We start from the raw sequence: 26,157 nt of genomic DNA on the forward strand, positions 1-26,157 counted from the left end.
GGCGACGCGCTGTGGTGCGGCGCCGTGCCGGTCAGGCGACCTGGTACCTGCCGACTTCCAGGAAGTGGCGCAGTGCTTCGGGTGTGTTGTCGTCGAGGGCGGCGTTGGCTGCCGCGCGCAGGGCCGGGCTGATGGACGGGTCGGCGAGGATGCGGGCGATGGCGACGCGGTCGTCCTCGGCCTGGGCGATCCGGTAGCCGGTCTCCAGCCAGGCGCGCATCGCCTCGGGGTCGTTGGCGTCCCGGAGGGCGTTGGCTTCTCGTGTCACACGCCGGCCGCTGTCCGGGTCGGCGAGGATCCGGACCATGGCCACCCTCAGGTCGTCGGCGTCCGGCTCGTCCGCGGACGAGGACACCACGGCCACCGTCACCGCGGTCGGTGCCGCCGTGGCGGCGAAGGACGGGTTGGCGAGCAGGAGGGCCGGGGCGAGGATGCCCGCCGCGATGCCGGGCGCTACACGATGCAGTCGCAAGGAGAATGCTCCTCTTCGTTTGCTACGGAAGTGAGTTGAGGACGCCTCAGGGCGTTCACTTCGGTGATGCTGCCACCTGGGTCTGACAGTGGCGGTTCCCCGCCGCGGTCGCGGGGCACCGTCGCCGCGGACGTGGCCGGTGTCTCATGGCGGCGCGCCTTCGAGAAGGGCGGCCTTGAGCGCGGCTCGTGACCGTCGGGACATGATCGGGGCGAGACGATTCCTGGGGGCGGTCGTGTGTCGTCCGAGCGTGTGGTCAGTCAGACGATCGCCGTCTCCTCCTCCGCCAGGTCCGCGACCACCGCCGCGTGGTCCGAGGGCCAGACGCCGTCCACGGGGCCGTGGCCCGCCCGGCGGACGTGCCGGACGTGGCCCTCGCCGATCGGGCCGGGTGGGCCCACGTGGATGTAGTCGATGCGGACGGCGGGTTCCAACAGGCGGGCCGCGTAGGGGTTCTCGGGGGTCCAGGTGGCGGCGGGGGCGGTCGGGTCGGCGTAGTCCCAGGCGTCGTACAGGACCAGGCCGGGGACGGCCGAAGCGGTCCTCGTCCCGCCGAGGAGACGCACCTCGTCGGAGTCGGGCCAGGCGTTGAAGTCGCCGGTGACGACGGGCGGGAAGGGGGTGCCGCCGCGGTGCCGGGCGACGAGTTCCGCGAGGGCGGTCACCTGGGCGCGGCGCACGGCCGAGGCGTGCGGGGCCGAGGTGAGGTGGGTGGTGAAGAAGGGGATGTCGAAGGCGGGGGCGGCCACGCGCGCGTAGAGGGCCGCGCGGCCGTCGGCCAGGTCGGGGGGCGCGGGCAGCAGCAGCGTCTCCCGTTCCACCACCGGCCAGCGGCTCAGCACCGCGTTGCCGATGTCGACCGAGCCGGCGTCGGGGTCCTTGATCCGCTTCCGCCAGCGTTCGGGGGCCGGTGACGGGGCCCAGGCGCAGTGCAGGCCGAGTTCGTCGGCCAGCCACTCGGCGAGGTTCTCGCCGCCGGCCGCCCACACTTCCTGGAGGCCGACCACGTCGGGGTCCAGCTCGCGCAGTACGGCCAGGACGGCCTTCTGGCGTTCCCGCCAGGGGCCGAACCGCCACCACAGGTTCCAGGTCACCACTCGCATGTGCAGCCACCCGCTCTCGTCATGTCGACGGCGTCGGGGGACCATTGAAGCAACAAACCTGTGTGCGAAGGAGTCCCACGGATCATGGCCCGTTCCAGCGATCTCCGGTTCCGCGCGACCACCGCCCTCCAGCGGTACGTCGCCAACCCGCTCATGCGCCGCCTGCCGTTCCACACGCTGCTGGAGACGACCGGCCGGGTCTCCGGGCTGCCCCGGCGCACCCCGGTGGGCGGCCGCCGGGTCGGCGACGCCTTCTGGCTGGTCTCGGAGTTCGGCGAGCGGTCGCAGTACGTCCGCAACATCCGGGCCGATCCGCGGGTGCGGGTGCGGATCGGTGGGCGGTGGCACGACGGCACCGCCCACCTGCTGCCCGACGACGACCCGGTCGCCCGTCTGCGCACCCTGCCCAGGGCCAACAGCGCGGCCGTACGGGCCCTCGGGACGGGGCTTCTGACGCTACGGGTGGACCTGACCGACTGAGAGGCCGCCCACCGCCGGGTCTACCGCTCGGCCTGCCGCACGACTACCTCACGACCGGCGTCACTTGGCGGGCTTGTAGAAGGCGTAGGTCGCCGTGTACGGGACGCTGACCTGCTCGGTGCCGGTGCAGGCGGTGGTCGGGGCGACGCCGCCGGTGGTGTCGAGGCGCTGGATGTAGGAGACGTCCGCGAAGACGCCCGCGCCCCGGGTGGCGGTGGACTTCAGGAGCAGCTCCGGGATCGTGCCGGTCTTGGGGGAGGTGACGAGGGCGGCGGCGTTCACCGCGCTGCCGTCGACCGTGGACACCCAGACAGGGCCGCGAGAGTGCAGGGCGACGGTGCGGTGGGCGCGGTCTCTCTTGTCCGTCAGGGTGGCGGCCGGCTCCAGGAGCTTCCAGACGCCGTCGGTGCAGGTGTAGGTCTGGACGCCCCGGGCGGGGAAGACGCCGGTCAGCCTGTTGCCGTCGGGGACGGCGAGCGCGGCGGGGGCCTTGACGGCGGTGAGGGCGGGCCCGGAGCCGGCGGCGTGGCCGGCCGCCGTGCCCAGGAAGGTGCCGACGGCCACGGTGGCGACGGCCGTGCTGGTGAGGACGAGACGCTTGACGAGCTTCAAGTGTGTTCTCCGGGAAGGTTTTTGAATATAGTTCACGGGGTAGAGAAAGAGGCTGTCCTTGTCTTTCTCTGCGCCGGGACGCTACGGGTCCGTGCGGGGAATCCCGGGCCGGTCGGCCGATTTGAGGCCTTCCGCACCGCACGGTCTGCACCCCGAGGCCAGTCCCCGTGACTCGAAGGGCACCTCACCCCGGCCAGACGATCGCCTGCACCTCGCTGTAGGCGTGCAGCGCGTACGAGCCGACGTCCCGGCCGACGCCGCTCCGCTTGAAGCCGCCGAACGGGGCCTCCATGTTGCGGCCCACGGTGTTGACGCCGACGCCGCCGGCCCGCAGGCGTCGCGCGACCCGGAAGGCCCTCGCCACGTCCCCGCTCCACACGTAGTCGATCAGGCCGTAGTCGCTGTCGTTGGCCAGGGCGATCCCCTCTTCCTCCTCGTCGAAGGGGACGACCGTGACCACCGGGCCGAAGATCTCCTCCCGCGCCACCCGCATGTCGTTCGTGCAGTCGGCGAGAAGGGTGGGGGCGACGAAGAAGCCCCGGTCCAGCGGCGGGCGTTCGCCGCCCGCGACGACCACCGCCCCTTCCTTCCGGCCGAGTTCGACGTACGACTCCACCCGGTCCCGGTGCGCGGCCGAGATCACCGGGCCGACGACCGTGTCCGGCTCCCGGGGGTCTCCCACCTTCAACCGGGCCGCGTAGGCCGCCAGTTGCTCCACCAGCCGGTCGTACACCGCGCGCTGCGCCAGCACCCGCGTCGGGGCGGTGCAGATCTGGCCGCTGTAGAAAGAGAAGGTGGTGCCGATGCCGGCCACCGCCGAGGCGAGGTCCGCGTCGTCGAGGACGACCGCCGCGCCCTTCCCGCCCAGCTCCATCAGCTGGCGTCGCATGTCCCGGCCGCACACCTCGGCGATGCGCTGCCCGACCGCCGTCGAGCCGGTGAAGCTCACCATGTCGACGTCCGGCGACGACACCGCCGTCTCGCCGATCTCGACGCCGCGCCCGGAGACGACGTTCACCACCCCGCGCGGCACGCCCGCCGCCTCCAGCGCCTCGGCCATCCGGTAGACGGACAGAGGATCCTGCGGGGCCGGTTTCACGACCACCGTGTTGCCCATGGCGAGGGCGGGGGCGACCTTTCCGGCCGGGTTCGCCCAGGGATTGTTGTAGGACGTGACGCACGTGACGACCCCGACCGGCTGCCGTACGGCGACCGCGCCCATCACGCCCGCCCTGCCCATCGGTCCGGCCTCGTTGACCTGCGGCGCGATCGGCCACTCGGCGGGCTCCACGCGCGCGTAGCGGCGGAAGCGGGCCACACCCACCCCGACCTGCATCCCGCGCGCGGTCCCGGTCGTGGCGCCGGTCTCCGCCTGGGCCAGCTCGGCGTACGGCAGCAGCCGGGCGCGCATGATGTCGGCCGCTCGGGCGAGGATCGCCGCCCGTTCCTCCGGCGGGGTGCGCGACCACGGCCCGAAGGCCTCGCGGGCCGCCGCGCAGGCCGCGCGCGCCTGGTCCCTGGAGGCCTCCGGAGCCCAGCCGACGGTTCCCTCGGTCGCCGGGTCGACGACCTCGTAGTGCCCACCGTCGGGCTCCACCCAGACGCCGCCCACGAACAGCCTCTGCCCGTCGGCCCCGGCCATCCCGTCGGCACCGGCGATCCCGTCGGTCACCTGGTGCTCACCGTCCTGGTGTCCCGGCCCGAGCGCAGCACCCGGCCCGGGACGGCGCCCGTCACGACGTCGTCCCGGATGGCCGCCACCCCGTTGACCCAGACCGCCCGTACGCCGATCGCCTTCGAGTCCAGCCGCGGACTGTCGCCCGGCAGGTCGTGCACGAGGGTGGCCTTGCCCGCGTCGATCCGCTCCGGGTCGAAGAGGACCAGGTCCGCGTGCCAGCCCTCCTGGATCCGGCCCCTCTCCCGCAGGCCGAACAGCCGCGCCGGGTCGTCCGTCAGCATCTTCACCGCCTGCTCCAGGCCCGCCAGCTTCCGGCCGCGCAGACAGTCGCCGAGGAAGCGCGTGGTGTACGGCGCCCCGCACATCCGGTCCAGGTGCGCGCCCGCGTCGGAGCCGCCGAGCAGGACGTCCTCGTGGCTCCAGGTGTCCGCCCGCAGGGCCCAGGAGGCGGGGTCGTTGTCCGTCGGCATGGGCCACAGGACCGTGCGCAGTTCGTCGGCGGCGCAGATCTCGACCAGGCACTGGAAGGGGTCCTGGCCGCGCTCCCGGGCGATGTCGCCGACCACCCGTCCCGTCAGCCCCTCGTTCGCCTCACCGTACGTGTCGCCGATGACGTACCGCCCGAAGTTCGCGAGCCGCCGGAAGACGCCCGCCTCCTTGGACCCGGCGCGGCGCAGCATCTCGGCCCGCACGTCCGCGTCCCGCAGCTTCGCGATCCGCTCCGGGACCGGCAGTCCCAGGATCGGACCCCACCCGGGTATCAGGTTCAGTGCGCAGAAGGTGCCCAGCGACATGTTCATCGGGGTGAGGATCGGCATGGTGAGGGCCACGACCCGGCCGCCCGCCTTGCGCGCCCGCTCGCTCGCGAACAGCTGCCGGGGGACGCGTTCGGGGACGGAGGCGTCGATGGTCAGGACGTTCCAGTTCAGGGGACGTCCCGCGGCCGCGCTCATCTCCACGAACAGGTCGATCTCCGCGTCGCCGAACTGGTCGAGGCAGCCCGCGACGATCGCCTCGATCTGCGTGCCCTCGTGCTCGCCGACGGCACGCGAGAGCGCCAGCAGCTCCGCCGGTTTCGCGTGCCGGGAGGCGACCGGCTGTCCGTCGCCGTCGGAGTGGGTGGAAGACTGGGTGGTGGAGAACCCCCAGGCGCCGGCCTCCATGGACTCGTGGAACAGGCGGAGCATGACGTCCAGTTGCTCGTCGGTCGGTTGCCCGCCGATCGCGTCCGGCCCCATCACGTACCGGCGCAGCGCGCAGTGCCCCACCATGAAGCCCGCGTTGACGGCGATACGGCCTTCGAGGGCGTCCAGGTACTCGCCGAAGCTGTGCCAGCTCCAGGGCGCACCTTCCTCCAGGGCGATCAGGGACATGCCCTCGACCTTGGACATCATGCGGCGCGTGTAGTCGGCGTCGTCCGGGCGCTCCGGATTCAGCGGGGCCAGCGTGAACCCGCAGTTCCCGGCCGCGACGGTCGTCACCCCGTGGTTCAGGGACGGGGTGGCGTACGGATCCCAGAACAGCTGGGCGTCGTAGTGCGTATGCGGATCGACGAACCCGGGGACGAGGACGAGCCCGTGCGCGTCCTCGCTGCTCCGCGCCTCCTCGGTGACCGATCCGATGACGGCGATCCGCCCGTCCCGGATCCCGACGTCGGCGACGAACCCGGGCGCGCCCGTCCCGTCGACGACGGTCGCGCCCTTGATGACGTGATCGAGCATGGGGTGACTCCTCGGGATGCGTGAGGCACGCCTACCTGGGGCGCGGGACTGTATCGATATGCGGCTCCGCCGCGTGGGCGCGACCAGCCACGACGGAGCCGCGGCCGCCGGACGACCCGCGGCCCCGCAGCGCAGGTCCGCGGCAGCGTCACGCGCCCTGGCGGAACCGCGTCGTGCGATGCACGGGATCCGTGTCGATCTTCGGGATCACGTGCTCCCCGATCAGCCGGATCGTCTGGAGGGTGTCCTCCTTCGGCACCCCCACCGGCAGCCCGAAGGACAGCTGATCCGCTCCCGCCTGCTCCCACCGCTTGCACTGGCGCAGCACCTCGTCCGGATCGCCGCAGATCAGCAGCTCCTCCTCGACGAGGAGTTCGACGAACTCGGCGTTGTACTCGGGCAGGGTCTCCGGCCAGACCGGGAAGCCCTCGGGCCGGGGGAAGGTGTCGTGGTACCGGAACACCAGCGACGGCAGATAGTGCAGCCCGCCGTTGACGGCGATCCGGATCGCCTCGTCGTGCGTCGGCGCGCAGATCGCCGTCGTCGTCACCATGACGTTGTCGTTGACGAAGTCGCCGATCGGCTCGGCGTTCACCACCGCCGTCTTGTACTGCTCCAGCACCCACTCCATGTCGGACACCTTCTGGATGCTGAAGCCGAGCACCCCGAGCCCCTTGCGGGCGGCCATCGCGTACGAGGGCGGCGAGCCGGCCGCGTACCACATCGCCGGGTGCGACTTCCCGTACGGCTTCGGCAGGATCTTGCGCGGCGGCAGCTGCCAGTGCTTGCCCTGGAAGCCGACGTACTCGTCCTGGAGCCACATCTTCGGGAACTCGGCGATGGTCTCCTCCCAGATCTCCTTCGTGTAGTTCATGTCGGTGATGCCGGGGAGGAAGCCGAGGATCTCGTGCGAGCCGGCGCCGCGTCCGCTGCCGAACTCGAAGCGGTTCTCGCTGAGGTGGTCGAGCATGGCGACCTTCTCGGCGACCTTCACCGGGTGGTTGACCTGGGCGAGCGGGTTGAAGATGCCCGAGCCGAGGTGGATGCGGTCGGTCGCGTGGGCGAGGTAGCCGAGGAAGACGTCGTTGGCGGAGAGGTGGGAGTACTCCTCCAGGAAGTGGTGCTCGGACGCCCAGGCGTACTTGAAGCCGGACTTGTCCGCCTGGATGACGTACTCGGTCTCCTCCATCAGCGCCTTGTGCTCGGCGAGCGGATCGGTCTCGGCGCGCTTGCCCACGTATCCCTGTACAAAGAGCCCGAATTCCACGGAGGTTCACCGTCCCGGTTTCTGGATCGCGGTTTTCTGGATCGCGGTATCTGGTCGCGGTTCTGATCGCGGTATCTGATCGCGGTTACCTGACGGTTCGTCAGATGCAGCGGATGCCGCCGACTGTGGCACCGGGCACCGGGATGGTCAAGAGCTGACGAACGGTCAGATGACGGAAACGCCCGCCAGCCATCCCCCGTCGATCACGAACGGCTGCCCGGTGATGTACGACGAGTCCTCCGAGGTGAGGAAGAGGGCGAGCCGGGCCACCTCGTCCGCGCGGCCGATCCGGCCCAGGGGCACGAGCTTGCGGTAGAGGGAGTCCAGGGCGCGGGTCGTCTCCTCGGGGTCGGAGTCCGGTTCCAGCCGGGACGGGTTGGACATCGCGGTGTCGACGGCTCCGGGACACACCGCGTTGACCCGGATACGGCGGGGCGCGAGCTCCAGGGCGGCGACCCGGGTGAGGCCGAGTACGGCGTGCTTGGTCGCCGCGTAGGCGCCGACGGCCGCCATGCCGGTGAGCCCGGTGTAGGAGGCGGTGTTGACGATGGTGGCGCCGTCGGACAGCTCCGGCGCGGCGGTCCGGATGCCCAGGAAGCAGCCGACCTGGTTGACCCGTACGACCTGCATGAACTCGTCGAGGGGGGTGTCGACGAGGGCGTTGAAGCGCAGGATGCCGGCGTTGTTGACGAGGCCGTCGAGATGGCCGTACGCCCGTTTGGCCTCCCGCACCGCCGCGGCCCACTCCTCCTCCACCCCCACGTCGAGGTGGACGTACAGCGCGCCGATCTCCTCGGCCAGCGCCTTCCCCTGCTCGTCGAGCACGTCGGCGACGACCACCTCGGCGCCCTCCTCCCGGAACAGCCGCGCCTCCTGCTCGCCCTGGCCGCGCGCCGAGCCGGTGACGAGGACCACCCGTCCGTCGAGCTTGCCCATGCCGTCCTCCATCGCGTCGAAATCGCCTCGCATCGCTGGAACTTCGCATCGTAACGCCGGATCTGACGAAGCGTCAGACATGCGCCCGTTGATTGCACAAGCACACATCAAGTGACCGGGAAGTAGGGACATTTGACTCTGTCCAGTGGCTGCACGCGACCCCAATACTCCTTCACAGCCAGGTAAAGCCCCTACCAAGAAACGGAGTTCGGCATGGCCAAGCGGAGACTACGGAACAGGAAAGTCCGGTACGTGGCGATCGGCGCGGCACTGGCGACCGGCGGGGGCATCGTCGCCCTGCTCCCCACGGCCGACGCGGCGGACGCGAAGACGCCGGACCAGATCATGACGATGTGCGAGAGGTCGGCGGTCGTCAGCGGAAAGCAGCGGTCGGTGAACGACTTCGGCGGCGCCTTCGCGGACGGATTCATGGCCGACAACTGCGACTACGTCGAGACGAATTTCGAGACCTTCGACGGCCCCACCGAGAAGGCGTCCATCGATTTCCCGAACTGCGAGCCGAACGCCACCGACCCGGCGAAGGTCTCCGTCACCTGGATGGCCACGGCGGCCCAGGGCGAGGGCATCTACAAGGCGACCCAGCAGGGCGGCGGCGGAGGGCTCTTCGGATTCCTCAGCGGATCCTGGCTCAAACACAAGGGCACCCTGGACATGACCGTGAAGTCGGCCACCGCCGGCGCCACGGAACAGCGGGAGGTGCCGGTCGGCAAGGTGCTCCACATGGAGTTCACGCCGAAACTCCAGCGCATGACCGGCGAATGGCGGGTCCGTGTCGACGCCGACCCCGGCAGCTTCGCCGTGAACCCCTCCCCCGAGCAGAACTTCGTGGCGCCGGACGTCGTCGAGGGCCCCGTGATCCTGCCGGGCGCGGCAGGCGCGCCCGGGGTCGTGGACGGCACCTCCAAGGCGGTCCTGGAGGACTGCTGACCCGGCCGATCCGGTAGCGGCACCAGAAAGTCCCAGCTCACCAGGTATGTCTACTCAGGAGAACCCATGACCACCCGCACCCCCCGCGCGAGAAGCCACCGCAGCAAGAAGAAGCGCGTCACCCTCGTCCTGGCCCCCGTGGCGGCCCTGGCGGTGATCGTCCCGCTGATGAACCAGGCGGGCGCCGCCACTCCTTCCGAGGTGACCGCCGACTGTTCCGCCGACTCGGACAAGCTGGAGAACTGCGAGTTCGTCGACGTCCAGTTCAAGGCGAACAGCCTCGGCCCCAACCAGCGTGTCTCGCCGGTGACCGAGAACTGCGGATCGACGACGGCGGCGACGAACACCTTCGCCGTGAGCACGTCCGTCACCCGGACCATTCAGCTGGAGGACGGATTCACCGCCGCCGCCGACACGAAGCTGGGCAGCTCGTTCTTCGAGATCGGCATCAAGTTCAACAGCACGGAATTCAACATCACCCGTGACGACAAGACGACGGGGCTGGCGTTCAGCCGCTCCGACACCGTCCAGCCGGACAGCATCGGATTCTTCATGTGGTCCGCCAAGCGCACCGACGTGAGCGGATTCCTGCGGGCCACCTACAAGGAGGCGCAGGACGGCCGGCAGGTGTTCTTCGCGCCGAGTGAGGGCGCCACGAGCGTGCACGTCTTCTATCCGCAGATCCTGAAGAATGGCACGCCCGACGGCCGACTGTGGCTGCGCAACGTGAAATGCGGGACGCCCGAGGCCAACGGAATCCTGAATTCGGGGAACAGCCTGCGGGCCGAACCGGGATTCGACGAGGGCGGCGCCAACGTCACCGACGTCGAGGTCCCGCTCGCCGAGGTCCCCGCGTCCTGACGGACGCCCCGACGCCTTCTCAGGTGCGAAGCACGGGCGTGGCCGGGGTGGCGCCGAGCCATCGCAGGACCGCGTCCGTGCCGCCCCGGGCGTCGAGCTTGGCGTAGATGTTGCTGAGGTTGTTGCGGACGGTCTTCTCGCTCAGCCGTAATCGCAGCCCGATCTCCTGTGCGCCGAGGCCGGTCGACAGCAGTTCCATGACCTGCCGCTCGCGCGGTGAGAGCAGTGCGCGCAGCCGCTCGATCGCGTCGTGTTCACGGGGTCCTGCCGGCATCCGCCGGGCGCCCTCCCGCAGGGCGGCGCACGCGGTCGGGGAGAGGTAGGTGTGGCCGACGGTGGCCGCCATCACCGCCGAGGACAGCATGTGGGTGCAGTAGTCGCCCTCGACCAGATAGCCCGCCCCGCCCCGGAAGACCTCGACGACCGTCCCGGTGTCCGTGCGCGGGCTGACGACGATCACCGGGACGTCGCGGCCGTCCAGCGCCCCGAGCAGTTCCGGGAAGGACGTCGCCGGCTCCGCGCAGCGCAGCACGACGACGTCCGGCCCGCCCTCGCGCAGGGTGTCGTAGGGCGGGGCGACCCGCGTCACCCGGCCCACGTACGGGTCGTCGGGGGCGGGCCAGCCGCCGTCCGGCCAGTCGTCGTCCGGCCGGTCGTCCTCGGCGCGGGCGAGAGCGACGGAGAGTCGCTGGGAGGAGCGCACTTACGGGGTCCTTCCGCCGGAACCATCACGTCCGTACGTCCGTACATACGCGGCTCGGCGTGGACATGTTCAAACTTCAAGGAGCGCTGTCGAGCAGGGGTCCCACCTCGGCTCCGAACAGGCCGATCTGGTCGGTGAGTTCGGTGCGGCTCCGGCAGCGGAAGCGCACCTGGATCTGGTCCACGCCCATCGCCCCGTAGGCCCGCAGCGACTCGGCGAGGGCCTCCGGCGGCCCGGTGAGGGTGCGGCGGCCCACCTCCCAGCCGGGGGCGCCGACGTACAGCGGCTCCGTGATGGCGCCGATCGTGAGCGGAGGTCCGTCGCCGCGCAGCCGCCGCAGGGTCTCGATCTGCGCGGGCAGCCGGCCCCTCGGATCGCCCTGGGGCAGCCAGCCGTCGCCCTTGAGGGCGGCCCGGCGGACGGCGGCCGGGGAGGATCCGCCGACCCAGAGCGGCACCCGCGCCTGGGTCGGCCGGGGCCGTTGCCCGAGCCCCTCGAAGTCGTACGACTTGCCGTGGTGGGAGGGGTATTCGTCCGGCCCGAGCGCGGCGCGCAGCGCGTCGATCGTCTCGTCGAGGACCGCTCCCCGCCGCTCGAAGTCCACTCCCAGCGCCTCGAACTCCTCCCGTACGTGACCGGCTCCGACGCCGAGGATCAGCCGGCCGCCGCTGAGGTGGTCCAGGGTCGCGTACTGCTTGGCGGTGAGCAGCGGGTGGCGCAGCCCGACGACGGCGACGTGCGCCAGCAGCCGGACGTGTTCGGTCACGGCGGCGAGGTGGGCGAGGGTGGCCACGGGGTCGTACCAGACCGTGCTCATGGCCTCTGCCAGCCGGTGCGGGATCGCCACGTGGTCGCAGGCGGCGACGTAGGCGAATCCGGCGCGGTCGGCGGCGCGGGCGACCTCGACGAGGTCGGCGGGGCCCGCGTCCGCCTCCCAGGGTTCGGCGTAGAGCCTGGACTGGGACTGGACCGGGAGCTGGATGCCGTAGTCGAGGCTCACCGCGGGCTCCAGAGGCCGTCCGGGGTCAGCCCCAGCAGCTCGATCGCGTTGCCCCGTACGATCCGCTCCACCACGTCCGGCGCCAGGTGGCCCATCTGCGCCTCGCCGACCTCGCGCGACTTCGGCCAGGTGGAGTCCGAGTGCGGGTAGTCGGTCTCGTAGAGGACGTTCCCGACGCCGATGGAGTCCAGGTTCCTGAGGCCGAAGGCGTCGTCGAAGAAGCAGCCGAAGACGTGGTCGGCGAACAGCTCCGACGGCGGACGGTGGACCTTGTCCGCGACCCCGCCCCAGCCCCGGTTCTCCTCCCACACCACGTCGGCGCGCTCCAGGATGTAGGGGATCCAGCCGATCTGGCCCTCCGCGTACATCACCTTCAGGTTCGGGAAGCGCTCGAACTTGCCGCTCATCAGCCAGTCGACCATCGAGAAGCAGCAGTTGGCGAAGGTGATGGTGGAACCGACGGCGGGCGGGGCGTCGGCCGAGGTGGACGGCATCCGGCTGGAGGAGCCGATGTGCATGGCAACGACCGTGCCGGTCTCGTCGCAGGCGGCGAGGAAGGGGTCCCAGTAGTCGGTGTGGACGGAGGGCAGGCCCAGGTGCGGGGGTATCTCGGAGAAGGCGACCGCCCGGACCCCGCGGGCCGCGTTCCTGCGCACCTCCGCCGCCGCCAGTTCGGCGTCCCAGAGCGGGATGAGGGTGAGCGGGACCAGCCGGCCGCGCGCCTGCGGGCCGCACCACTCCTCCACCGTCCAGTCGTTGTAGGCGCGCACGCACAGCAGACCCAGTTCGTGGTCGGCGGCCTCGGTGAAGGTCTGGCCGCAGAAGCGGGGGAAGGTGGGGAAGCAGACGGCGGACTGGACGTGGTTGACGTCCATGTCGGCGAGGCGGGACGGGACGTCGTAGGACCCCGGGCGCATCTGCTCGTAGGTGATGACCTCCAGCTTGATCTCGTCCCGGCTGAAGCCGACGGCGGTGTCCAGGCGGGTGAGGGGGCGGTGCAGGTCCTCGTAGATCCACCAGTCGCCGATCGGGCCGTCGTCGCCGGGTTCGCCCATGACGGGCTTGAAGCGGCCGCCGAGGAAGGTCATCTCCTTCAGCGGGGCCCGGACGACGCGGGGCCCGATGTCGAGGTACTTCTTCGGGAGGCGGTCCTGCCAGACGGTGCTCGGCTCCACGGTGTGGTCGTCGACGGAGATGATCAGCGGGAGGTTCTCCGAGGCCTTCGCGGTCCGCGAGGCGTGCTGCGACACGTTCTCCATTGCGTTCTCCATGGGGGCACGGTAGCGCCGATCTGACGGATCGTCAGCTAGTGGGCACTGGCCGGAGTTGATCGACTCTGTGGGGATGTGTGCACACCGGATGTGAGGGGTGTGTGGACTCCCGTGCACCTGCCGGGCAAGCTGACGCTTCCGGCATGGACAGGGCAAACTGACCTAGTAACACGGATGCCTAAAGGGAGCCCTGATGGACGACCGGGTAGGACACCGCGACCCGCGTGTGCCGGAGCAGAGACGTCCCGGTTCCCCCGAGGAGCCGGCGACGCTGCGCTTCGACGTGCTCGGCCCGGTACGCGCACGTCGCGGCGACGAGCGGCTGGCCACCGGTTCACCACAGCAACGCGCCCTGCTGGCCGCCCTGTTGCTGCGCGAGGGCCGCACGGCGACGGCCGCCGAGCTGATCGACGCGCTGTGGGGCGAGGAGCCTCCGTCGCAGGCCCTGGCGGCGGTACGGACCTACGCGTCCCGGCTGCGCAAGGTGCTCGACCCGGGCGTCCTGGTGAGCGAGTCGGGCGGCTACGCGGTGCGCGTGCCGGCCGCGGGCGCGCTGGATCTCGCGGTGGCGCAGGAGTGGGCGGCACAGGCGGAGAAGGCACGGACCGCAGGTGACCTGTCCCACGCCCGCGAGGTGCTGAACCGGACGCTCGGCCTGTGGGACGGGGAGGCCCTGGCCGGCGTCCCCGGACCGTACGCGGAGGCGCAGCGCGTCCGGCTGGAGGAATGGCGTCTGGGACTGCTCGAATCCCGGCTGGACATGGACCTGGAGCAGGGCTGCCACGCGGAGGCGGTCTCCGAACTCACCGCGCTCACCGCGGCGTACCCGCTGCGCGAACGGCTGCGCGAACTGCTGATGCTGGCGCTGTACCGCAGCGGCCGGCAGGCGGAGGCGCTCGCGGTGTACGCGGACACCCGGCGGCTGCTGGCGGAGGAACTGGGGGTGGATCCGCGGGCCGGACTGCGGCGGTTGCAGCAGCGCATCCTCCAGGCCGACCCGGAACTGGCGGAGCCCTCGGCGCCGGCGGCGGAACCGCCGGTCACGCGGGTACGGCCCGCACAACTGCCCGCCACCGTCCCCGACTTCACCGGCCGCTCCTCGTTCGTGCGGGAACTGAGCGAGGTGCTGGCACGGGCCGGTGACGGCACGGGCGCGGGCGGCCGGGTGATGGCGGTGTCCGCGCTCGCGGGCATCGGGGGCGTGGGCAAGACGACCCTCGCCGTGCACGTGGCCCACCAGGCCCGTCCGGCCTTCCCCGACGGGCAGTTGTACGTCGACCTCCAGGGCGCGGGTCCACGGTCCGCCGAACCGGAGACCGTCCTCGGGTCGTTCCTGCGCGCCCTGGGCACGGCGGACTCGGCGATCCCCGACTCCCTGGAGGAGCGGGCGGCGCTGTACCGCTCCGTGCTGGACGGCCGCCGCGTGCTGGTACTGCTGGACAACGCGAAGGACGCGGCCCAGATACGCCCCCTGCTGCCGGGCACGGAAGGCTGCGCGGCGCTGGTCACCTCACGGGTGCGGATGGTGGACCTGGCGGGAGCGCATCTCGTCGACCTGGACGTGATGTCCCCCGAGGAGGCCCTCGCCCTCTTCACCCGGATCGTCGGCGAGGAGCGGGTGGCGGCGGAGCGCAAGGCCGCGCTGGACGTGGTGGCCGCGTGCGGCTTCCTGCCGCTGGCGATCCGGATCGCGGCCTCCCGGCTGGCCGCCCGCCGCACCTGGACGGTCTCCGTGCTCGCCGCCAAGCTGGCGGACGAACGGCGCCGGCTGGACGAGCTCCAGGCGGGCGACCTGGCGGTGAAGGCGACCTTCGAACTCGGCTACGGCGCCCTGGAGCCCGCCCAGGCCCGCGCGTTCCGGCTGCTGGGCCTGGCCGACGGCCCGGACACCTCCCTGGCGGCGGCCGCGGCGGTCCTGGACCTGCCGGTGGAGGACACCGAGGACCTCCTGGAGTCCCTCGTGGACACCTCCCTGCTGGAATCGGCGGCCCCCGGCCGCTACCGGTTCCACGACCTGGTCCGCCTCTACGCGCGTGCGTGCGCCGAACGGGACGAATCACCCCCCGGCGAACGCGGGGCCGCGCTGTCACGACTGCTGGACTTCTACCTGGCGACGGCGGCGGGCGTCTACGCGATCGAACGACCCGGCGACCGCACGGTCGTCCACCTGGAGCCCACCTCGTACCGGGGGCTCTCCTTCGGCGAACGGACACAGGCCCTCGACTGGCTCTTCGCGGAGGCGCAGTGCCTGCTGGCGTGCGCACAGCAGCAGCACACGGGCAGCGGGCTGCGTCGTGCCGTCGACCTCCTCTGGGCCGCCAAGGACCTGGCGGAGTCGGGCGCGAACGCGAAGCAGTACGAGTGGGCGGCCACGGCCCTGCGGGACGCCGCGCAGGACGCCGCCGACGTCCGCGCGGAGAGTCGCGCCCGGACGGCGCTGTCCAACGTCCATCTGGCCGCCGGACGTTACTCCGAGGCGGACGAGGAGGCGCGGCGCGCGATCGAACTCGCCACGGCGGCGGACGACGCGACGCCGATCAGCTGGGCGGCTACGGACCGGGGGATCATCGCCCTCAACCAAGGGCGGTACGAGGAGGCCGAGCGGCTTCTGACGACGGCCCGGGACGGCTATCGCGCCGACGGCAACCGCCCGGGTGAGGCGAGCGCGCTCTGCAACCTCGCTCAGCTGCATCAGCGCATGGACCGTGCCGACAGCGCGGTTCTGCTGGCGCAGCAGGGCGTCGACATGTTCCAGCAGCTCGGTCTCAGTCTGCGCCTCGCGAACGGCCGGTATTCCCTGGGCGTGGCGCTCACCCGCGCCGGGCGGCTGGCGGAGGGTCTGGCACAGCTCACGGACGCCCTGCTGATCTTCGCCGCCAACCGGCAACGGTTGTGGGAGGGCACGACCCATCTCCGCATCGCCCAGCTGCACCTGGCCGCCCACCGCCCGGCACAGGCCGCTCAGCACGCGGAACAGTCCCTCGCCATCGGGGTCATCGGCGGTGACCTGATCCGAGGCAGCGTCCTCAACACACTGGGCAAGAGCCTGCGCGCGTTGGGCCAGTCCGACCGGGCACGAGCCTGTTGGCACGAGGCTCTGTCCCTCATGGAACGGTCGGGAGCGCCCGAGACCGCCGAGGTGCGCCGGCTGCTGGCACCCCTGGACTCGCCGTGAGCGTCCCGGCGTCGGCGTTCATCGAACGTTTATGAGCGGCTGGCATGGTCTACCTCAACGGCCCGTCGCATCGGGGGACAGACGGCCCGTACGAGCCCACTGGGGGGTGGGCTCCGGCATCCGCCTCTGTCCGGCGATACTCGGGGGAATCGCCGGTCAGAGGCGTCCCACTCACTTGAACACCATTCACAGGGGAAGCGTGAACATGAGCAGCACCGAGAAGCAGTCGCCGGACATCACCACGTTGGAGAACCACTCGCCCGTGCCGCCGGCGCTCAAGGACGCGGTGACGCAGAAGACCACGACGACCGTGCCGTCGACCGACGAAGAGATCACCACGCTGGAGAACCACTCGCCCGCCCCGCCCGCCCTGGACCTGGGCGGCAAGTAGGCGCCACGCAGGAACCGTTACGACGGGGATCGGCCGCGGCGGCGCGGAGGGGAGCCGCCGCGGCCGAGGTGTGTCCGGGGGCACGGTCACCGGGCCCGCAGCTCCCCCTTCAGTACCTTGCCGCTCGCGTTGCGGGGGAGGGTGGTCACGAACTCCACCGTTCTCGGGACCTTGTAGTTGGCCATCTCCCGGCGGGCCCAGGCGATCAGGTCGTCGGCCGTGCAGACCGCTCCCGGCCGCCGGACCACGTACGCCTTGCCCACCTCGCCCAGGCGGGGATCCGGGACGCCGATCACGGCCACGTCGGCCACGTCCGGGTGCAGGCCGAGGCGCTGCTCTATCTCCGCCGGGTAGGCGTTGAAGCCGCCGACGATGAACATGTCCTTGAGGCGGTCGGTGATCCGGAGGTTGCCGGCGGGGTCCAGGACGCCCACGTCGCCGGTGCGCAGCCAGCCGTCCTCCGTGAGGGCCTCCGCCGTCGCCGTCTCGTCCTCGTAGTAGCCGCGCATCACGTTGAAGCCCCGGACCAGGACCTCCCCGGGTTCGCCCGGCGCCGCGTCCACCCGCACCTCGGTGCCGGGGATCGCGCGGCCCGACGTCGAGGCGATGACCGTGGGGTCGTCCCCGCGACGGCACATGGTGACGACTCCGCTCGCCTCCGAGAGGCCGTACGCCGTCAGGACGGTCTCCACGCCCAGTTCGCCCCGCAGGCGTTCGACGAGCCGCAGCGGCACCACGGCCGCGCCCGTCACCACCAGCCGCAGCGCCGACAGGTCGTGCTTGTCGCGGGACGCGTGGTCCAGGAGCGACTGGTGCAGGGTGGGCGGTCCGGGGAGGACCGACACCCGTTCCGACGCCACGTTCGCGAGGACCGTGTCCACGTTGAACACCGGCTGGGGGATCATCGTCGCGCCCCGCATCAGACAGGCGATCACGCCCGCCTTGTAGCCGAAGGTGTGGAAGAAGGGGTTCACGATCAGGTAGCGGTCGCCCTGCCGCAGTCCCGCCAGGTCGGTCCAGATCTCGTACGCCCGCAGCGTCTGCGCGTGGGTGATCACCGCGCCCTTGGGGCGGCCCGTCGTGCCCGAGGTGAAGACGATGTCCGAGGGCCACTCCCCCGCCACCCGGTCCGCCCGCGCCCGGACCTCCGCCGTGCCGACGTCCTCCCCGCTCGCCAGGAAGTCCTTCCAGGGCCGGAAGTCCGCCGGGGCGTCGTCCGCGAGCACCACCACCTGCTCCAGCGCGGGAAGCCCCGGCAGCGGGCCGGTCCCGGCGCCCTCCGCCGTCGCCCGCCGCAGCGACGCCACGTACGACGTCCCCAGGAAGGTGCCCGTCACGAAGAGCAGACGGGTCCCGCTGCGGCGCAGTACGTCCGCCGCCTCCGTGCCCTTGAAGCGGGTGTTCAGCGGCACGAGCACCGCTCCCGCCCCCACCGCGCCGAGCGCCGCCACCATCCAGTCCAGGGAGTTCGGGGCCCAGATGGCGACGCGGTCGCCCGCCCGCACCCCGTTCGCCAGACAGGCCGCCGCCGCGCGTTCGACGCGGGCGCCGAGTTCGGCGTACGAGATCCGGGTACGGCCCTCCACCACCGCCTCGGTCGTCGCGTACCGCTCGGCCGACCAGCGGACCAGGCCGGGGATCGTCCCCCACTCCATGCACTCCATGTCACCACGCATGAGCGGTCTCCCCACTAGCCCACGAGCCCAGTAGCTGACTGACCGTCAGATTAGCGGTAACCTGACGGACTGTCAGCAGCACTGTCGCCGTGTGGAGGTGGGTGCGGCATGCCCGCAGTGACCGGAATCAAGGACGCCACGGCCATCGTCGGGATCGGGCAGACGTCCTTCGCCAAGCACCTCCCCGAGGACGAGCGGACCCTCGCCTGCCGGGCCGTCCTGGCCGCCCTCGACGACGCCGGGATCGCCCCCGGCGAGGTCGACGCGCTCGCCTCCTACACCATGGAGGAGACGGACGAGGTCGAGCTCGCGAAGGCCGTCGGGTTCGGCGACCTGAGCTTCTTCAGCAAGATCGGGTTCGGCGGCGGCGGTTCCTGCGCCACCGTCGCCCACCTCGCCGCCGCCATCGCCGCCGGGCAGGCCACGGTCGGCGTCGCCTGGCGGTCACGGAAGAGGGGCTCCGGGCCCCGTCCGTGGACCAACACGGCCGTCCAGCTCCCCACCCCCGCCCAGTGGACCCGGCCCTTCGGGCTGCTGCGGCCCGCCGACGAGATAGCCATGCTCGCCCGCCGCTATCTGCACGAGTACGGCGCCACCCGCGACCACCTCTTCAACGTCGCCCTCGCCTGCCGCAACCGCGCCAACCAGAACCCGGCCGCCGTGATGTACGAACGGCCCCTCACCCGCGAGATGTACATGTCGGCCCGGTGGATCAGCGAGCCCCTGTGCCTGTACGACAACTGCCTCGAGACGGACGGGGCGTTGGCGTGCGTGGTGGTGAGCGCCGAACGGGCCCGGGACTGCCGCCGGCGACCCGTGTACGTCCACTCCGCCGCCCAGGGCCTGCCCGCCCAGCACCACGGCATGGTCAACTACTGGAACGACGACCCGCTGACCGGCCCCGCCTGGGCGGCCGCCCGGCACCTGTGGAAACACGCCGACTTCACCCCGCCCGACGTCGACGTCGCACAGATCTACGACGCCTTCACGCCCCTCGTGCCGCTCTCCCTGGAGGGGTACGGGTTCTGCGGCCGGGGAGAGGGCGGGGCGTTCACCGAGGGCGGCGCCCTGGAGACCGGCGGACGGCTGCCCCTCAACACCGGCGGGGGCGGGCTCAGCGAGGCCTACGTCCACGGCTTCAACCTCATCAACGAAGGCGTCAAGCAGCTGCGCGGGACCAGCACCGCCCAGGTGCCGGGCGCCGCGACCTGCCTCGTCACCGCGGGCGAGGGCGTCCCGACCTCAGCCCTGCTGCTCAGGAACTGAAACCCACCGAGGAGAACGCACCGAGGAGTTGATCCCGCGATGCTCACCCCCGTCACCGACGCCGACGGCGCCCCCTTCTGGCGGTACGCCGCCCAGGGCGAACTCCGCGTCCAGGCCTGCGCCGACTGCGGCGAACCCCGCTTCCCGCCCCGCCCCTGCTGCCCGCTCTGCCAGTCCTTCGCCAGCGAGTGGCGGCGCACCTCGGGACGCGGCCGCATCTGGTCCTACGTCGTCCCGCATCCGCCCCTGCTGCCCGACTACGCCGCACAGGCCCCCTACAACGTGATCCTCGTCGAGCTGGCCGAGACGCCCCGGATCCGGCTGGTGGGGAACCTGGTGAGCGAAGCGGGGGCCCCGCTGAACTCCCTCTCCCCCGACCGCATCCGGATCGGCGCCCGCGTGCAGGTCGTCTTCGACGGCGCCGGGCTCCCGCAGTGGGTTCTGGAGCGGCCGTGAGTGTGCGGCTGGACATCGACAAGGACACCGGGGTCGCCGTCGTCACCCTCGACCGGCCGGCCCGGCTGAACGCCCTCGACCTCGAGACCGTCCGTGAACTCCAGCACGTCTGGCGGGCGTTGCGGTTCGACGACTCGGCCCGGGCCGTCGTCCTCACCGGGGCCGGACAGCGGGCCTTCTCCACCGGCCTGGACCGGGACGCCGTCGTACCGCAGCCCCCCTCCCCCTACATGCAGGACGATCCGCTGCTCACCGTCGGCCCCAAGGCGAACGACCTGTGGAAGCCGGTAGTCGCCGCCGTGGAGGGCATGGCCTGCGGGGGCGCCTTCTACCTGCTCGGGGAGTGCGAGTTCATCGTCGCCGGCGCCGACGCCGTGTTCTTCGACCCGCACACCACGTACGGGATGGTCAGCGCGTACGAGTCGGTGCTCCTCGCGCAGCGGATGCCGTACGGGGAGGTCGCGCGGATGATGCTCATGGGGACGGCGGAACGGATCTCCGCCCGGCGCGCCTTCGACGTAGGCCTGGTCTCCGAACTCACCCACACCGGGGCCGCGTTGGAAGCCGCGACGACCTGCGCGACCGTCATCGCCGGATACCCCGCCGCCGGGATCCAGGGCACGGTACGGGCCCTGTGGGCGGCGAAGGAGACGGCCCGCACGACGGGTTTCGCACAGGCGCCGCACCTCATCTCGCTGGGGAACCTGCCGAGCGAGGAACAGGCGAGACTCTTCACGGGCCGCTCGCCGCAGCAGCCCCGGACCCGCTGAGCCCACCCCGGAGTCCGGCCCGAGGTCAGGTACGGCGGCAGAGAGCGTCCACCTGCTCTGGCGTCATGGCGTAGTCGTATGCGATGTCCTCGACGCTCTCCCCGGCCTCCCACAGGTCGGTGATCGCCTTGACCGAGACGCGATTGGCCGCCACCACGGGAAGTCCCTGGCCGAACCTGGGGTCGATCACAACGGGGACGGAGTCCGGGTACTGCCTCAGTCTCAAGCTGGAGGGAAAGTCGTCACCGGCGTCCCAGTTCAGGTACCGGAGATAGCTGGAGACCACTTCCTGGATGGGGGCCTGGCCGTCCCGGGCTCTGCGGAGATCTCCGAGACCGTGTTCGACGAAGATGTCCACACCGTCCGTCGCGATGCGTTTCGACACGAGGCCGTAAGGGGTGTCGAAGGCGTCCCGTACGGCGGCGGCCGCTTCCTTGATCTCACTCATGCGGAGCCCGAGGGAACGCAGGGAGCGGAGCACGTGTGCCTCGGCCACCGCGATGAACGGCACCGAGGGCTGTCCCTTGCGCAGCGGCTCCACTTGGTGAACCAGTGGCGCTCCCGCGGCCCTGCCCTTCAGCCACGAGGTGAGCGTCGACTGCGGAATCTGCAGGTAGGAGGCCGTTTCCGTGGACGTCAGGAGCCCGTCCTTGAACCTGTCGACCATGCCCCACCTCCTCGTGCCACCGGGTTTCGCATCGTGCCACACCAAGCCTCCCACCTGTGGGTGGACCGCACGCCCGGTCATCGGGGTCATCGGCTCAGCCGGCCGCGCTGAGTTGGTCCCGGGTCCGGCAGTCCCGGCAGCGGACGTGTTCCGCCGTACGCATTCCCCGGTCGCAGCCGTCGCAGTTCCGCATGCGCACGACCTCGGGGCGTCCGGGGTTTTCCGTGCTTCCGGCCGGTGCGGGCAGGGGAAGGGGCGTCTCTTTGAGCCGGTAGGCGAGGATGCCGGCCGGGCGGACCAGCAACCGGTCCGGGAGCCTTGCGGTGAGGTGGTCCGTGATGTGCGTGGGCAGGAGACCTGCCGCAAGCCACCGGGTGACTGCCGGGGCGAGGCGGGCGACTTCCCGCGCGGACAGGATGAGGCGGGGGTCGACCCGGCGCAGGGCGGTGAGTACGGCGACGGCTCGGGGGTCGGCGTCGGCACCATCGGCAACGTCGCCGACACCGGCACCATCGGCAACGTCGCCGACACCGGCACCATCGGCAACGTCGGCGACACCGGCAACGTCGGCGACATCGGTGAGCGGGGCCGGGATCTCCACCTCGGGCTGGACCGGCGGCCGCAGCGGTCCGCGTACGACGGCGGGCTGCTCGCGGGGACGACGGGGCTTCGGCGGCTCGGGAGGCCCGTCCGGATGCGGCGCGCCGTCGGGTACGTCGTAGAAGTACGTCCGGGTACGGAAATGTCCGGTGGGCGTTCGCTCGCGGCGGCGCTCCAGGTACCCGGCCGCCTCCAGCTCCCTCAGCGCTCGCGAGATCAGGATCTCGCCCTCGCTGAAGTGCTCGCACAGGGCGGTGATCGTCACGGGGGAGCCGTCTGGCAGGGAGGCGATGTACGCCGCGACGCCGATCGCGACCGCGCTGCCGCGTCGCTGGGCGAGGGCGTTGGAGATCACCGTGAAGTCGGCCGTGAGCCGGTTGCGGACATGGATCACTCCGGACGTCGGAGCTCCGGCGTCGGCGCGCAGGGGCGCGTTAGACTGCGATTCAGCCATTGGGAAGGTGTTGCTTCCTGATCGGTCAGGCCCTCGTTCGGGATGCCAGTCCCGGCCGGGGGCCGTATTCGTCTGTGGTGGTCGCGGCGAACGTAACCGCCCGTATCCCGCTGCTGCAAGCCGGTCACCCGTACGGGTGACGCGAACTTCGCGGCCGGGGAGGGTGGGTGGGCGGGAAGTTCTTTCCCCCGGTTCTTTCAGGAGGTCAGCGGCCCACCGGACCCTCGCGAACAAGGGCCCGGTGAGCCCGGAACGCGGACGGCGACCGAGGCCCGGCCGCCTCGGGAACGGCGTCGCCCGGCCTTCGACCCGCCTGTGGAGGGAGCCGAAGGGTGCGCAGCCCGAGCGGCGGGCCGCGCCCGAGGTCTCGCACCGCATCGCCGTTCAGACGAGGCTGTGCTCCCAGCGCAAGGACGGATTGCCGTCGATCCAGTACACGTGGGAGACGGGTGTGATCCGGAGTCGCACGGTGTCGATGTCGGGGCTGCTCGCGTGCCGCCACGCAACGAGGGACTCCTCAATGGCGTCCCACAACGCCACGGGGCCGCCCTGCCGGACCGTCCAGGTGTCACTCTCGGCGATGAACTGGGCGAAGGACTCTCGCTCCGGATCGAATACGTACAGGAGCTTGGTCCCGTCACTCCGCGCGGCGCGGACGAACTGCGCCCCAGGCGCGGCGAGCTGGGCGAGGAAGGCGGGCATCCACTCCTCCAGCATCGTGGGAGGTGCCTTCGTCTCCCTCTCGCTGTCCGCGTAGGCCGTCCGGGCGGAAAGGTCGCCGGCCACCGGAACGACGGCCTGTGCCCGCGCCTGCATGAACGATGACCTGCCGATGATCCTGCCCTCGGCGGTGCCGTCGTCGTCGACCGTGACCTTGGCCAGGCCCGTCCCGTACGGCCAGGAGCCCACGGTGCTCAGGATCACGCCACCGGGCCTCGTCTGCCGGACCCAGGTGTGCGGGATGCGGCGTACGGCACATGTGGAGATCACGCGGTCGTACGGCGCGCGCCGGGGATGCCCGAGAAGGCCGTCGCCGGTGACGGTCCACGTCGAGAAGCCGACCGATTCGAGCGCGGCGTCCGCCCGGCCCGCCACCTCCGGGTCCACCTCGACCGTGGTCACGTTGTCCTCGCCGAGGTAGTGACACATCAGAGCGGAGGAGTAACCGGTACCCGTACCGATCTCCAGCACTCGATGGCCCGTCTCCAGGTCCAGGCTCTCGATCATGCCGACCACCGTGGCAGGGGTGGTGGAGGAAGAGGTGGGGATCCCTTCGACGGGGCCGCTGACCTGGTCGGCGGTCAGGCGGCCGTCGAGCTGTGTGGTGAGGGTGTCGCAGGTGTACGCGGTCTCCAGCCACTCGGCAGGGTCGGTGCCGGCCGCCGTGACCGGCCGCCACCTGCCGCCTTCGTCGAGGAACACACCAGGGTCGAGGAAGACCTCGCGTGGTACGGCCTCGACGGCCCTGCGCAGCCAAGGGGAGGTGAGGGCGCCGTTCCGTGCCAGCAGTTCGGCGAGGCGGTGGCGCTCGGGCGTCGAGTCATTCATGGGTCGTCTCCTTGCTGAGCAGGTCGGCGAAGGCGGCGGACATCGGGAGGCCGGTCTCCCTCTCCAGCCACCCCCACTGGCCGTTCGGGTTCAGCTCCAGCCACCAGTGGTCCCCGGCCCGGTCCACCGCGAGATCGAAGCTCCCCGAGACCAGACCGAGGTGGTCCAGGTAGCGGTGCAGCGCCTTGCTCACCCGGTCGGGGAGGTGCTCGACGGTGTAGGTGAGAGCTTCGTAGTCCTTGCGCCAGTCCAGCAGGCCGGAGTCGATGCGCACGGCGAACGTGTGACGGCCGACGATCAGCACGCGGAGGTCGGCGACTTTGTCCACACGAGCCTGGAACAGGTGTGGGGTGACGCGAACGCTCTCGTCGATCTCGTCGGCGGACACCGGATCGGCCCAGCCGGTGACCGGCACGCCTTCGCGCGCGTACGGGGTCCAGCGCAAGGTCTTGAAGATCACGTCACGCTGACCGGTGACGAACTCGCTCGCCTCGTCCGGGTCATTGGTGACGAGGGTCGGGGGCACGGCCAGGCCGAGTCGCTGGGCAAGGGCGAGTTGAGCGGGCTTGTAGTCGGCGGCAGCGATGAGCAGGGGATGGTTGACCCAGAGCGGACAGTCCATCGCGTAGAGGATGCCGCCGAGCCCGAAGCGGACCTGGGCAGCCGCGAATCGGGCGTCGTCCGGAGCCAGATGGGAGAAGGCGGGCCATTCGGGGCGCCGCCAGTACACCGCTCGGACACGGGTCAGGTCGGCGGTCCTCGACGACGTGCGCACCTGCCCGGCCATGGAGGGCGGGCAGGTGCCGAACCGAGCCGAGACCGTCAGATCGGCGCCGATGTCCGCGGGATCGAACCTGACCACGGGTACATTCCGCCGGTTGAGTTCGGCAATCACCAAGTCAGCAGTCAGGTCGTCCGCCTCCGTGACCACGAGAACCGGCATCTCCTCGGTCACGTCGTCAGTCCTGCTCGGAGTCCTGGTCGTGCCCCTGGTCGTTCTTGGAGTCCGAGTTCGTGACGGTCGACGTCTCAGTGCCCTTGCTGGTGCCGTGCGCGCCCATCTCGACCACCTGACCCGCGCGATCGCGGAACACGCCGAGCTGTGTGTCGGGGTCGACGGTGACCGTGGCATGCGGACGCTGGACAGTGACCGGGTAGGGCGCAAGACGGTCGGCGCCCCAGGGGCGCCCGGTCGTGGGCTGTTCGACGACGGTCGTCATCAGGTCTCCTCGCAACGGGCTGGAAGGGTGAGCGGAGGGAGTGGGAGTGCAGCCTCCAAGGCCGCTGAGAGGTGGGCAGGGATCAGGTCCTAAGAGCGGAATGCCGGGGACCGACAGACCCGGGAGGTGCGGTGCCTGGCGACCACGGGTGTTCATTCGTCGCCCCTGACACGGAGTTCGGCCCAGACTTCCTTGCCCCATGGGCGTCGGCCCGAGCGACGCAGGTCGTAGCCCCAGCGGTCGGCGACCGCATCGACGAGAAGCAGGCCTCGGCCCGACTCGTCCTCCGCACCCGCTTGGCCGAGAGTGGGCAGACCCGCCCTCGAACTCGCCGACTCCGCCGCCGAAGCGGCGCCTTCGGCCGGCCCTCGCCTCCAGGCCTTTCTTCGGGGCCAACAGGCGCACGGGGCCGCGCTGGTAGGGGACAAGGCGCTGGCCTTCGCCCGCCTCCACGAGACCGAGGCCGCTCTCTCGAAGGCCGACAACCGCCGTGACGCCGTCGGCGGTTACGACCGTGCCGCCTACGAATTCCACGTGGCCAGCGTCCTGTACGCCCTCCACGACGTCACCGGCTCGATCGAAGCCCTTCAAGCGTCGAACCGGGCCCGCCCCTCGGTTGAACGTCAAGGCAATGCCCACGCGAACGGCCTGCTCGCCCAACGCCAGTTGGAAATCGGTCATCTCGAAGCCGCCTGCGTGACCTGGGGAGCCTTCCTCGACGACTACGAGCGGCTTTCCTCCGCCCGAGCCGACGAACATTTCGCCATCATGCGGAAACGCATCCGGCCCTTTCTCGGCAACTCGAAAGCACGTGATCTGAACGAACGCGCGGGAAATCTGGCACGACAGAAGGTCGCGGCTTAGCACTTTGCACTACGACCG

At 71.1% G+C, this 26,157-nt stretch carries 25 protein-coding genes and 1 pseudogene; 9 read left to right on the forward strand and 17 right to left on the reverse strand.

Annotated features, from left to right (window positions below; translation table 11 throughout):
* Nucleotides 1–31 precede the first annotated feature (31 nt).
* Entirely contained in the window at nt 32–472 is a 441-nt protein-coding gene (locus ACIRPU_RS19960) for a hypothetical protein (RefSeq protein WP_403868853.1), read from the reverse strand.
* A gap of 260 nt (nt 473–732) precedes the next feature.
* The gene (locus tag ACIRPU_RS19965; RefSeq protein WP_403868856.1) at nt 733–1,575 is read right to left on the reverse strand and encodes an endonuclease/exonuclease/phosphatase family protein; all 843 of its coding nucleotides are present in this window, start codon (nt 1,573–1,575) and stop codon (nt 733–735) included.
* A gap of 84 nt (nt 1,576–1,659) precedes the next feature.
* Here ACIRPU_RS19965 and ACIRPU_RS19970 point away from each other — a divergent pair, with 84 nt between their 5' ends.
* Nucleotides 1,660–2,055, forward strand: coding sequence for a nitroreductase/quinone reductase family protein (locus ACIRPU_RS19970; protein WP_355708738.1), 396 nt, complete (start codon nt 1,660–1,662; stop codon nt 2,053–2,055).
* 60 nt (nt 2,056–2,115) lie between these two features.
* On the opposite strand, the gene ACIRPU_RS19975 is transcribed toward ACIRPU_RS19970, so the two are convergent.
* From ACIRPU_RS19975 to ACIRPU_RS19995, 5 genes are all read right to left on the reverse strand, one after another.
* Complete coding sequence (locus ACIRPU_RS19975) at nt 2,116–2,667, reverse strand: DUF3455 domain-containing protein (RefSeq protein ID WP_403868859.1); 552 nt, start codon at nt 2,665–2,667, stop codon at nt 2,116–2,118.
* A 184-nt stretch (nt 2,668–2,851) separates the two neighbouring features.
* Nucleotides 2,852–4,309, reverse strand: coding sequence for an aldehyde dehydrogenase family protein (locus tag ACIRPU_RS19980; RefSeq protein WP_403869481.1), 1,458 nt, complete (start codon nt 4,307–4,309; stop codon nt 2,852–2,854).
* Between the two features lie 26 nt (nt 4,310–4,335).
* On the reverse strand, nt 4,336–6,066 hold the full coding sequence (locus ACIRPU_RS19985; protein WP_403868862.1) for an amidohydrolase family protein: 1,731 nt from the start codon (nt 6,064–6,066) through the stop codon (nt 4,336–4,338).
* 148 nt (nt 6,067–6,214) lie between these two features.
* Nucleotides 6,215–7,333 (reverse strand): LLM class flavin-dependent oxidoreductase, encoded by a 1,119-nt coding sequence (locus tag ACIRPU_RS19990; RefSeq protein WP_355708744.1) that lies wholly within the window; start codon nt 7,331–7,333, stop codon nt 6,215–6,217.
* Nucleotides 7,334–7,498: 165 nt separating this feature from the next.
* Nucleotides 7,499–8,269: an SDR family NAD(P)-dependent oxidoreductase gene (locus tag ACIRPU_RS19995; RefSeq protein WP_403869484.1), complete on the reverse strand. Its 771-nt coding sequence runs from the start codon at nt 8,267–8,269 to the stop codon at nt 7,499–7,501.
* A 213-nt stretch (nt 8,270–8,482) separates the two neighbouring features.
* On the opposite strand from ACIRPU_RS19995, the gene ACIRPU_RS20000 reads away from it, so the two are divergent.
* Both ACIRPU_RS20000 and ACIRPU_RS20005 read left to right on the forward strand, forming a co-directional pair.
* Entirely contained in the window at nt 8,483–9,217 is a 735-nt protein-coding gene (locus tag ACIRPU_RS20000; RefSeq protein ID WP_403868865.1) for a hypothetical protein, read from the forward strand.
* Between the two features lie 66 nt (nt 9,218–9,283).
* Nucleotides 9,284–10,078: a hypothetical protein gene (locus ACIRPU_RS20005; RefSeq protein WP_403868868.1), complete on the forward strand. Its 795-nt coding sequence runs from the start codon at nt 9,284–9,286 to the stop codon at nt 10,076–10,078.
* A 19-nt stretch (nt 10,079–10,097) separates the two neighbouring features.
* On the opposite strand, the gene ACIRPU_RS20010 is transcribed toward ACIRPU_RS20005, so the two are convergent.
* The 3 genes from ACIRPU_RS20010 to ACIRPU_RS20020 form a co-directional block, all read right to left on the reverse strand.
* On the reverse strand, nt 10,098–10,781 hold the full coding sequence (locus tag ACIRPU_RS20010) for a LuxR C-terminal-related transcriptional regulator (RefSeq protein WP_403868871.1): 684 nt from the start codon (nt 10,779–10,781) through the stop codon (nt 10,098–10,100).
* Between the two features lie 76 nt (nt 10,782–10,857).
* Nucleotides 10,858–11,781 carry an LLM class F420-dependent oxidoreductase gene (locus ACIRPU_RS20015; protein WP_403868874.1) on the reverse strand — a complete coding sequence of 308 codons (924 nt, stop codon included), beginning with the start codon at nt 11,779–11,781 and terminating at the stop codon, nt 10,858–10,860.
* The gene (locus tag ACIRPU_RS20020; protein WP_403869486.1) at nt 11,778–13,040 is read right to left on the reverse strand and encodes an amidohydrolase family protein; all 1,263 of its coding nucleotides are present in this window, start codon (nt 13,038–13,040) and stop codon (nt 11,778–11,780) included. Before ACIRPU_RS20020 ends, ACIRPU_RS20015 begins: the two co-directional genes overlap by 4 nt.
* A gap of 205 nt (nt 13,041–13,245) precedes the next feature.
* On the opposite strand from ACIRPU_RS20020, the gene ACIRPU_RS20025 reads away from it, so the two are divergent.
* The gene (locus ACIRPU_RS20025) at nt 13,246–16,227 is read left to right on the forward strand and encodes an AfsR/SARP family transcriptional regulator (RefSeq protein WP_403868877.1); all 2,982 of its coding nucleotides are present in this window, start codon (nt 13,246–13,248) and stop codon (nt 16,225–16,227) included.
* A gap of 205 nt (nt 16,228–16,432) precedes the next feature.
* Nucleotides 16,433–16,618 carry a sigma-like protein gene (locus ACIRPU_RS20030; protein ID WP_403868879.1) on the forward strand — a complete coding sequence of 62 codons (186 nt, stop codon included), beginning with the start codon at nt 16,433–16,435 and terminating at the stop codon, nt 16,616–16,618.
* Between the two features lie 86 nt (nt 16,619–16,704).
* Here ACIRPU_RS20030 and ACIRPU_RS20035 read toward each other — a convergent pair whose 3' ends face one another.
* The gene (locus tag ACIRPU_RS20035; RefSeq protein ID WP_403868882.1) at nt 16,705–18,294 is read right to left on the reverse strand and encodes a FadD3 family acyl-CoA ligase; all 1,590 of its coding nucleotides are present in this window, start codon (nt 18,292–18,294) and stop codon (nt 16,705–16,707) included.
* Between the two features lie 108 nt (nt 18,295–18,402).
* Between ACIRPU_RS20035 and ACIRPU_RS20040 the strand changes: the two genes are divergently transcribed.
* From ACIRPU_RS20040 to ACIRPU_RS20050, 3 genes are read left to right on the forward strand one after another with little or no spacing between them, the layout of a single operon-like run.
* Complete coding sequence (locus ACIRPU_RS20040; RefSeq protein WP_355708760.1) at nt 18,403–19,560, forward strand: lipid-transfer protein; 1,158 nt, start codon at nt 18,403–18,405, stop codon at nt 19,558–19,560.
* Between the two features lie 39 nt (nt 19,561–19,599).
* Complete coding sequence (locus tag ACIRPU_RS20045; protein ID WP_403868885.1) at nt 19,600–20,016, forward strand: Zn-ribbon domain-containing OB-fold protein; 417 nt, start codon at nt 19,600–19,602, stop codon at nt 20,014–20,016.
* Complete coding sequence (locus ACIRPU_RS20050; protein WP_403868888.1) at nt 20,013–20,786, forward strand: enoyl-CoA hydratase/isomerase family protein; 774 nt, start codon at nt 20,013–20,015, stop codon at nt 20,784–20,786. Before ACIRPU_RS20045 ends, ACIRPU_RS20050 begins: the two co-directional genes overlap by 4 nt.
* A 25-nt stretch (nt 20,787–20,811) precedes the next feature.
* On the opposite strand, the gene ACIRPU_RS20055 is transcribed toward ACIRPU_RS20050, so the two are convergent.
* The 6 genes and pseudogenes from ACIRPU_RS20055 to ACIRPU_RS20080 all read right to left on the reverse strand — a co-directional run.
* Nucleotides 20,812–21,453, reverse strand: coding sequence for a DUF433 domain-containing protein (locus ACIRPU_RS20055; protein WP_403868891.1), 642 nt, complete (start codon nt 21,451–21,453; stop codon nt 20,812–20,814).
* 94 nt (nt 21,454–21,547) lie between these two features.
* Nucleotides 21,548–22,507 carry a hypothetical protein gene (locus ACIRPU_RS20060; RefSeq protein WP_403868894.1) on the reverse strand — a complete coding sequence of 320 codons (960 nt, stop codon included), beginning with the start codon at nt 22,505–22,507 and terminating at the stop codon, nt 21,548–21,550.
* Between the two features lie 384 nt (nt 22,508–22,891).
* The gene (gene tgmC, locus ACIRPU_RS20065; RefSeq protein ID WP_403868897.1) at nt 22,892–24,055 is read right to left on the reverse strand and encodes an ATP-grasp peptide maturase system methyltransferase; all 1,164 of its coding nucleotides are present in this window, start codon (nt 24,053–24,055) and stop codon (nt 22,892–22,894) included.
* On the reverse strand, nt 24,048–25,010 hold the full coding sequence (gene tgmB / locus ACIRPU_RS20070) for an ATP-grasp ribosomal peptide maturase (protein WP_403868900.1): 963 nt from the start codon (nt 25,008–25,010) through the stop codon (nt 24,048–24,050). The genes tgmC and tgmB overlap by 8 nt, the downstream gene beginning before the upstream one ends.
* Nucleotides 25,011–25,014: 4 nt before the next feature.
* The gene (tgmA, locus tag ACIRPU_RS20075) at nt 25,015–25,275 is read right to left on the reverse strand and encodes a putative ATP-grasp-modified RiPP (RefSeq protein ID WP_403868903.1); all 261 of its coding nucleotides are present in this window, start codon (nt 25,273–25,275) and stop codon (nt 25,015–25,017) included.
* Nucleotides 25,276–25,427: 152 nt separating this feature from the next.
* A pseudogene (locus ACIRPU_RS20080) lies at nt 25,428–25,589 on the reverse strand (ATP-binding protein); the annotation flags it as partial.
* Between ACIRPU_RS20080 and ACIRPU_RS20085 the strand changes: the two are divergent.
* Nucleotides 25,582–26,139, forward strand: a complete 558-nt coding sequence (locus ACIRPU_RS20085) for a hypothetical protein (protein ID WP_403869511.1) — start codon at nt 25,582–25,584, stop codon at nt 26,137–26,139. The pseudogene ACIRPU_RS20080 and the gene ACIRPU_RS20085 sit on opposite strands and share 8 nt — an antisense overlap.
* Nucleotides 26,140–26,157: the final 18 nt, after the last annotated feature.

Source organism: Streptomyces sp. NPDC102259, assembly GCF_044766465.1.
In the GTDB taxonomy this organism is placed as follows: Bacteria; Actinomycetota; Actinomycetes; order Streptomycetales; family Streptomycetaceae; genus Streptomyces.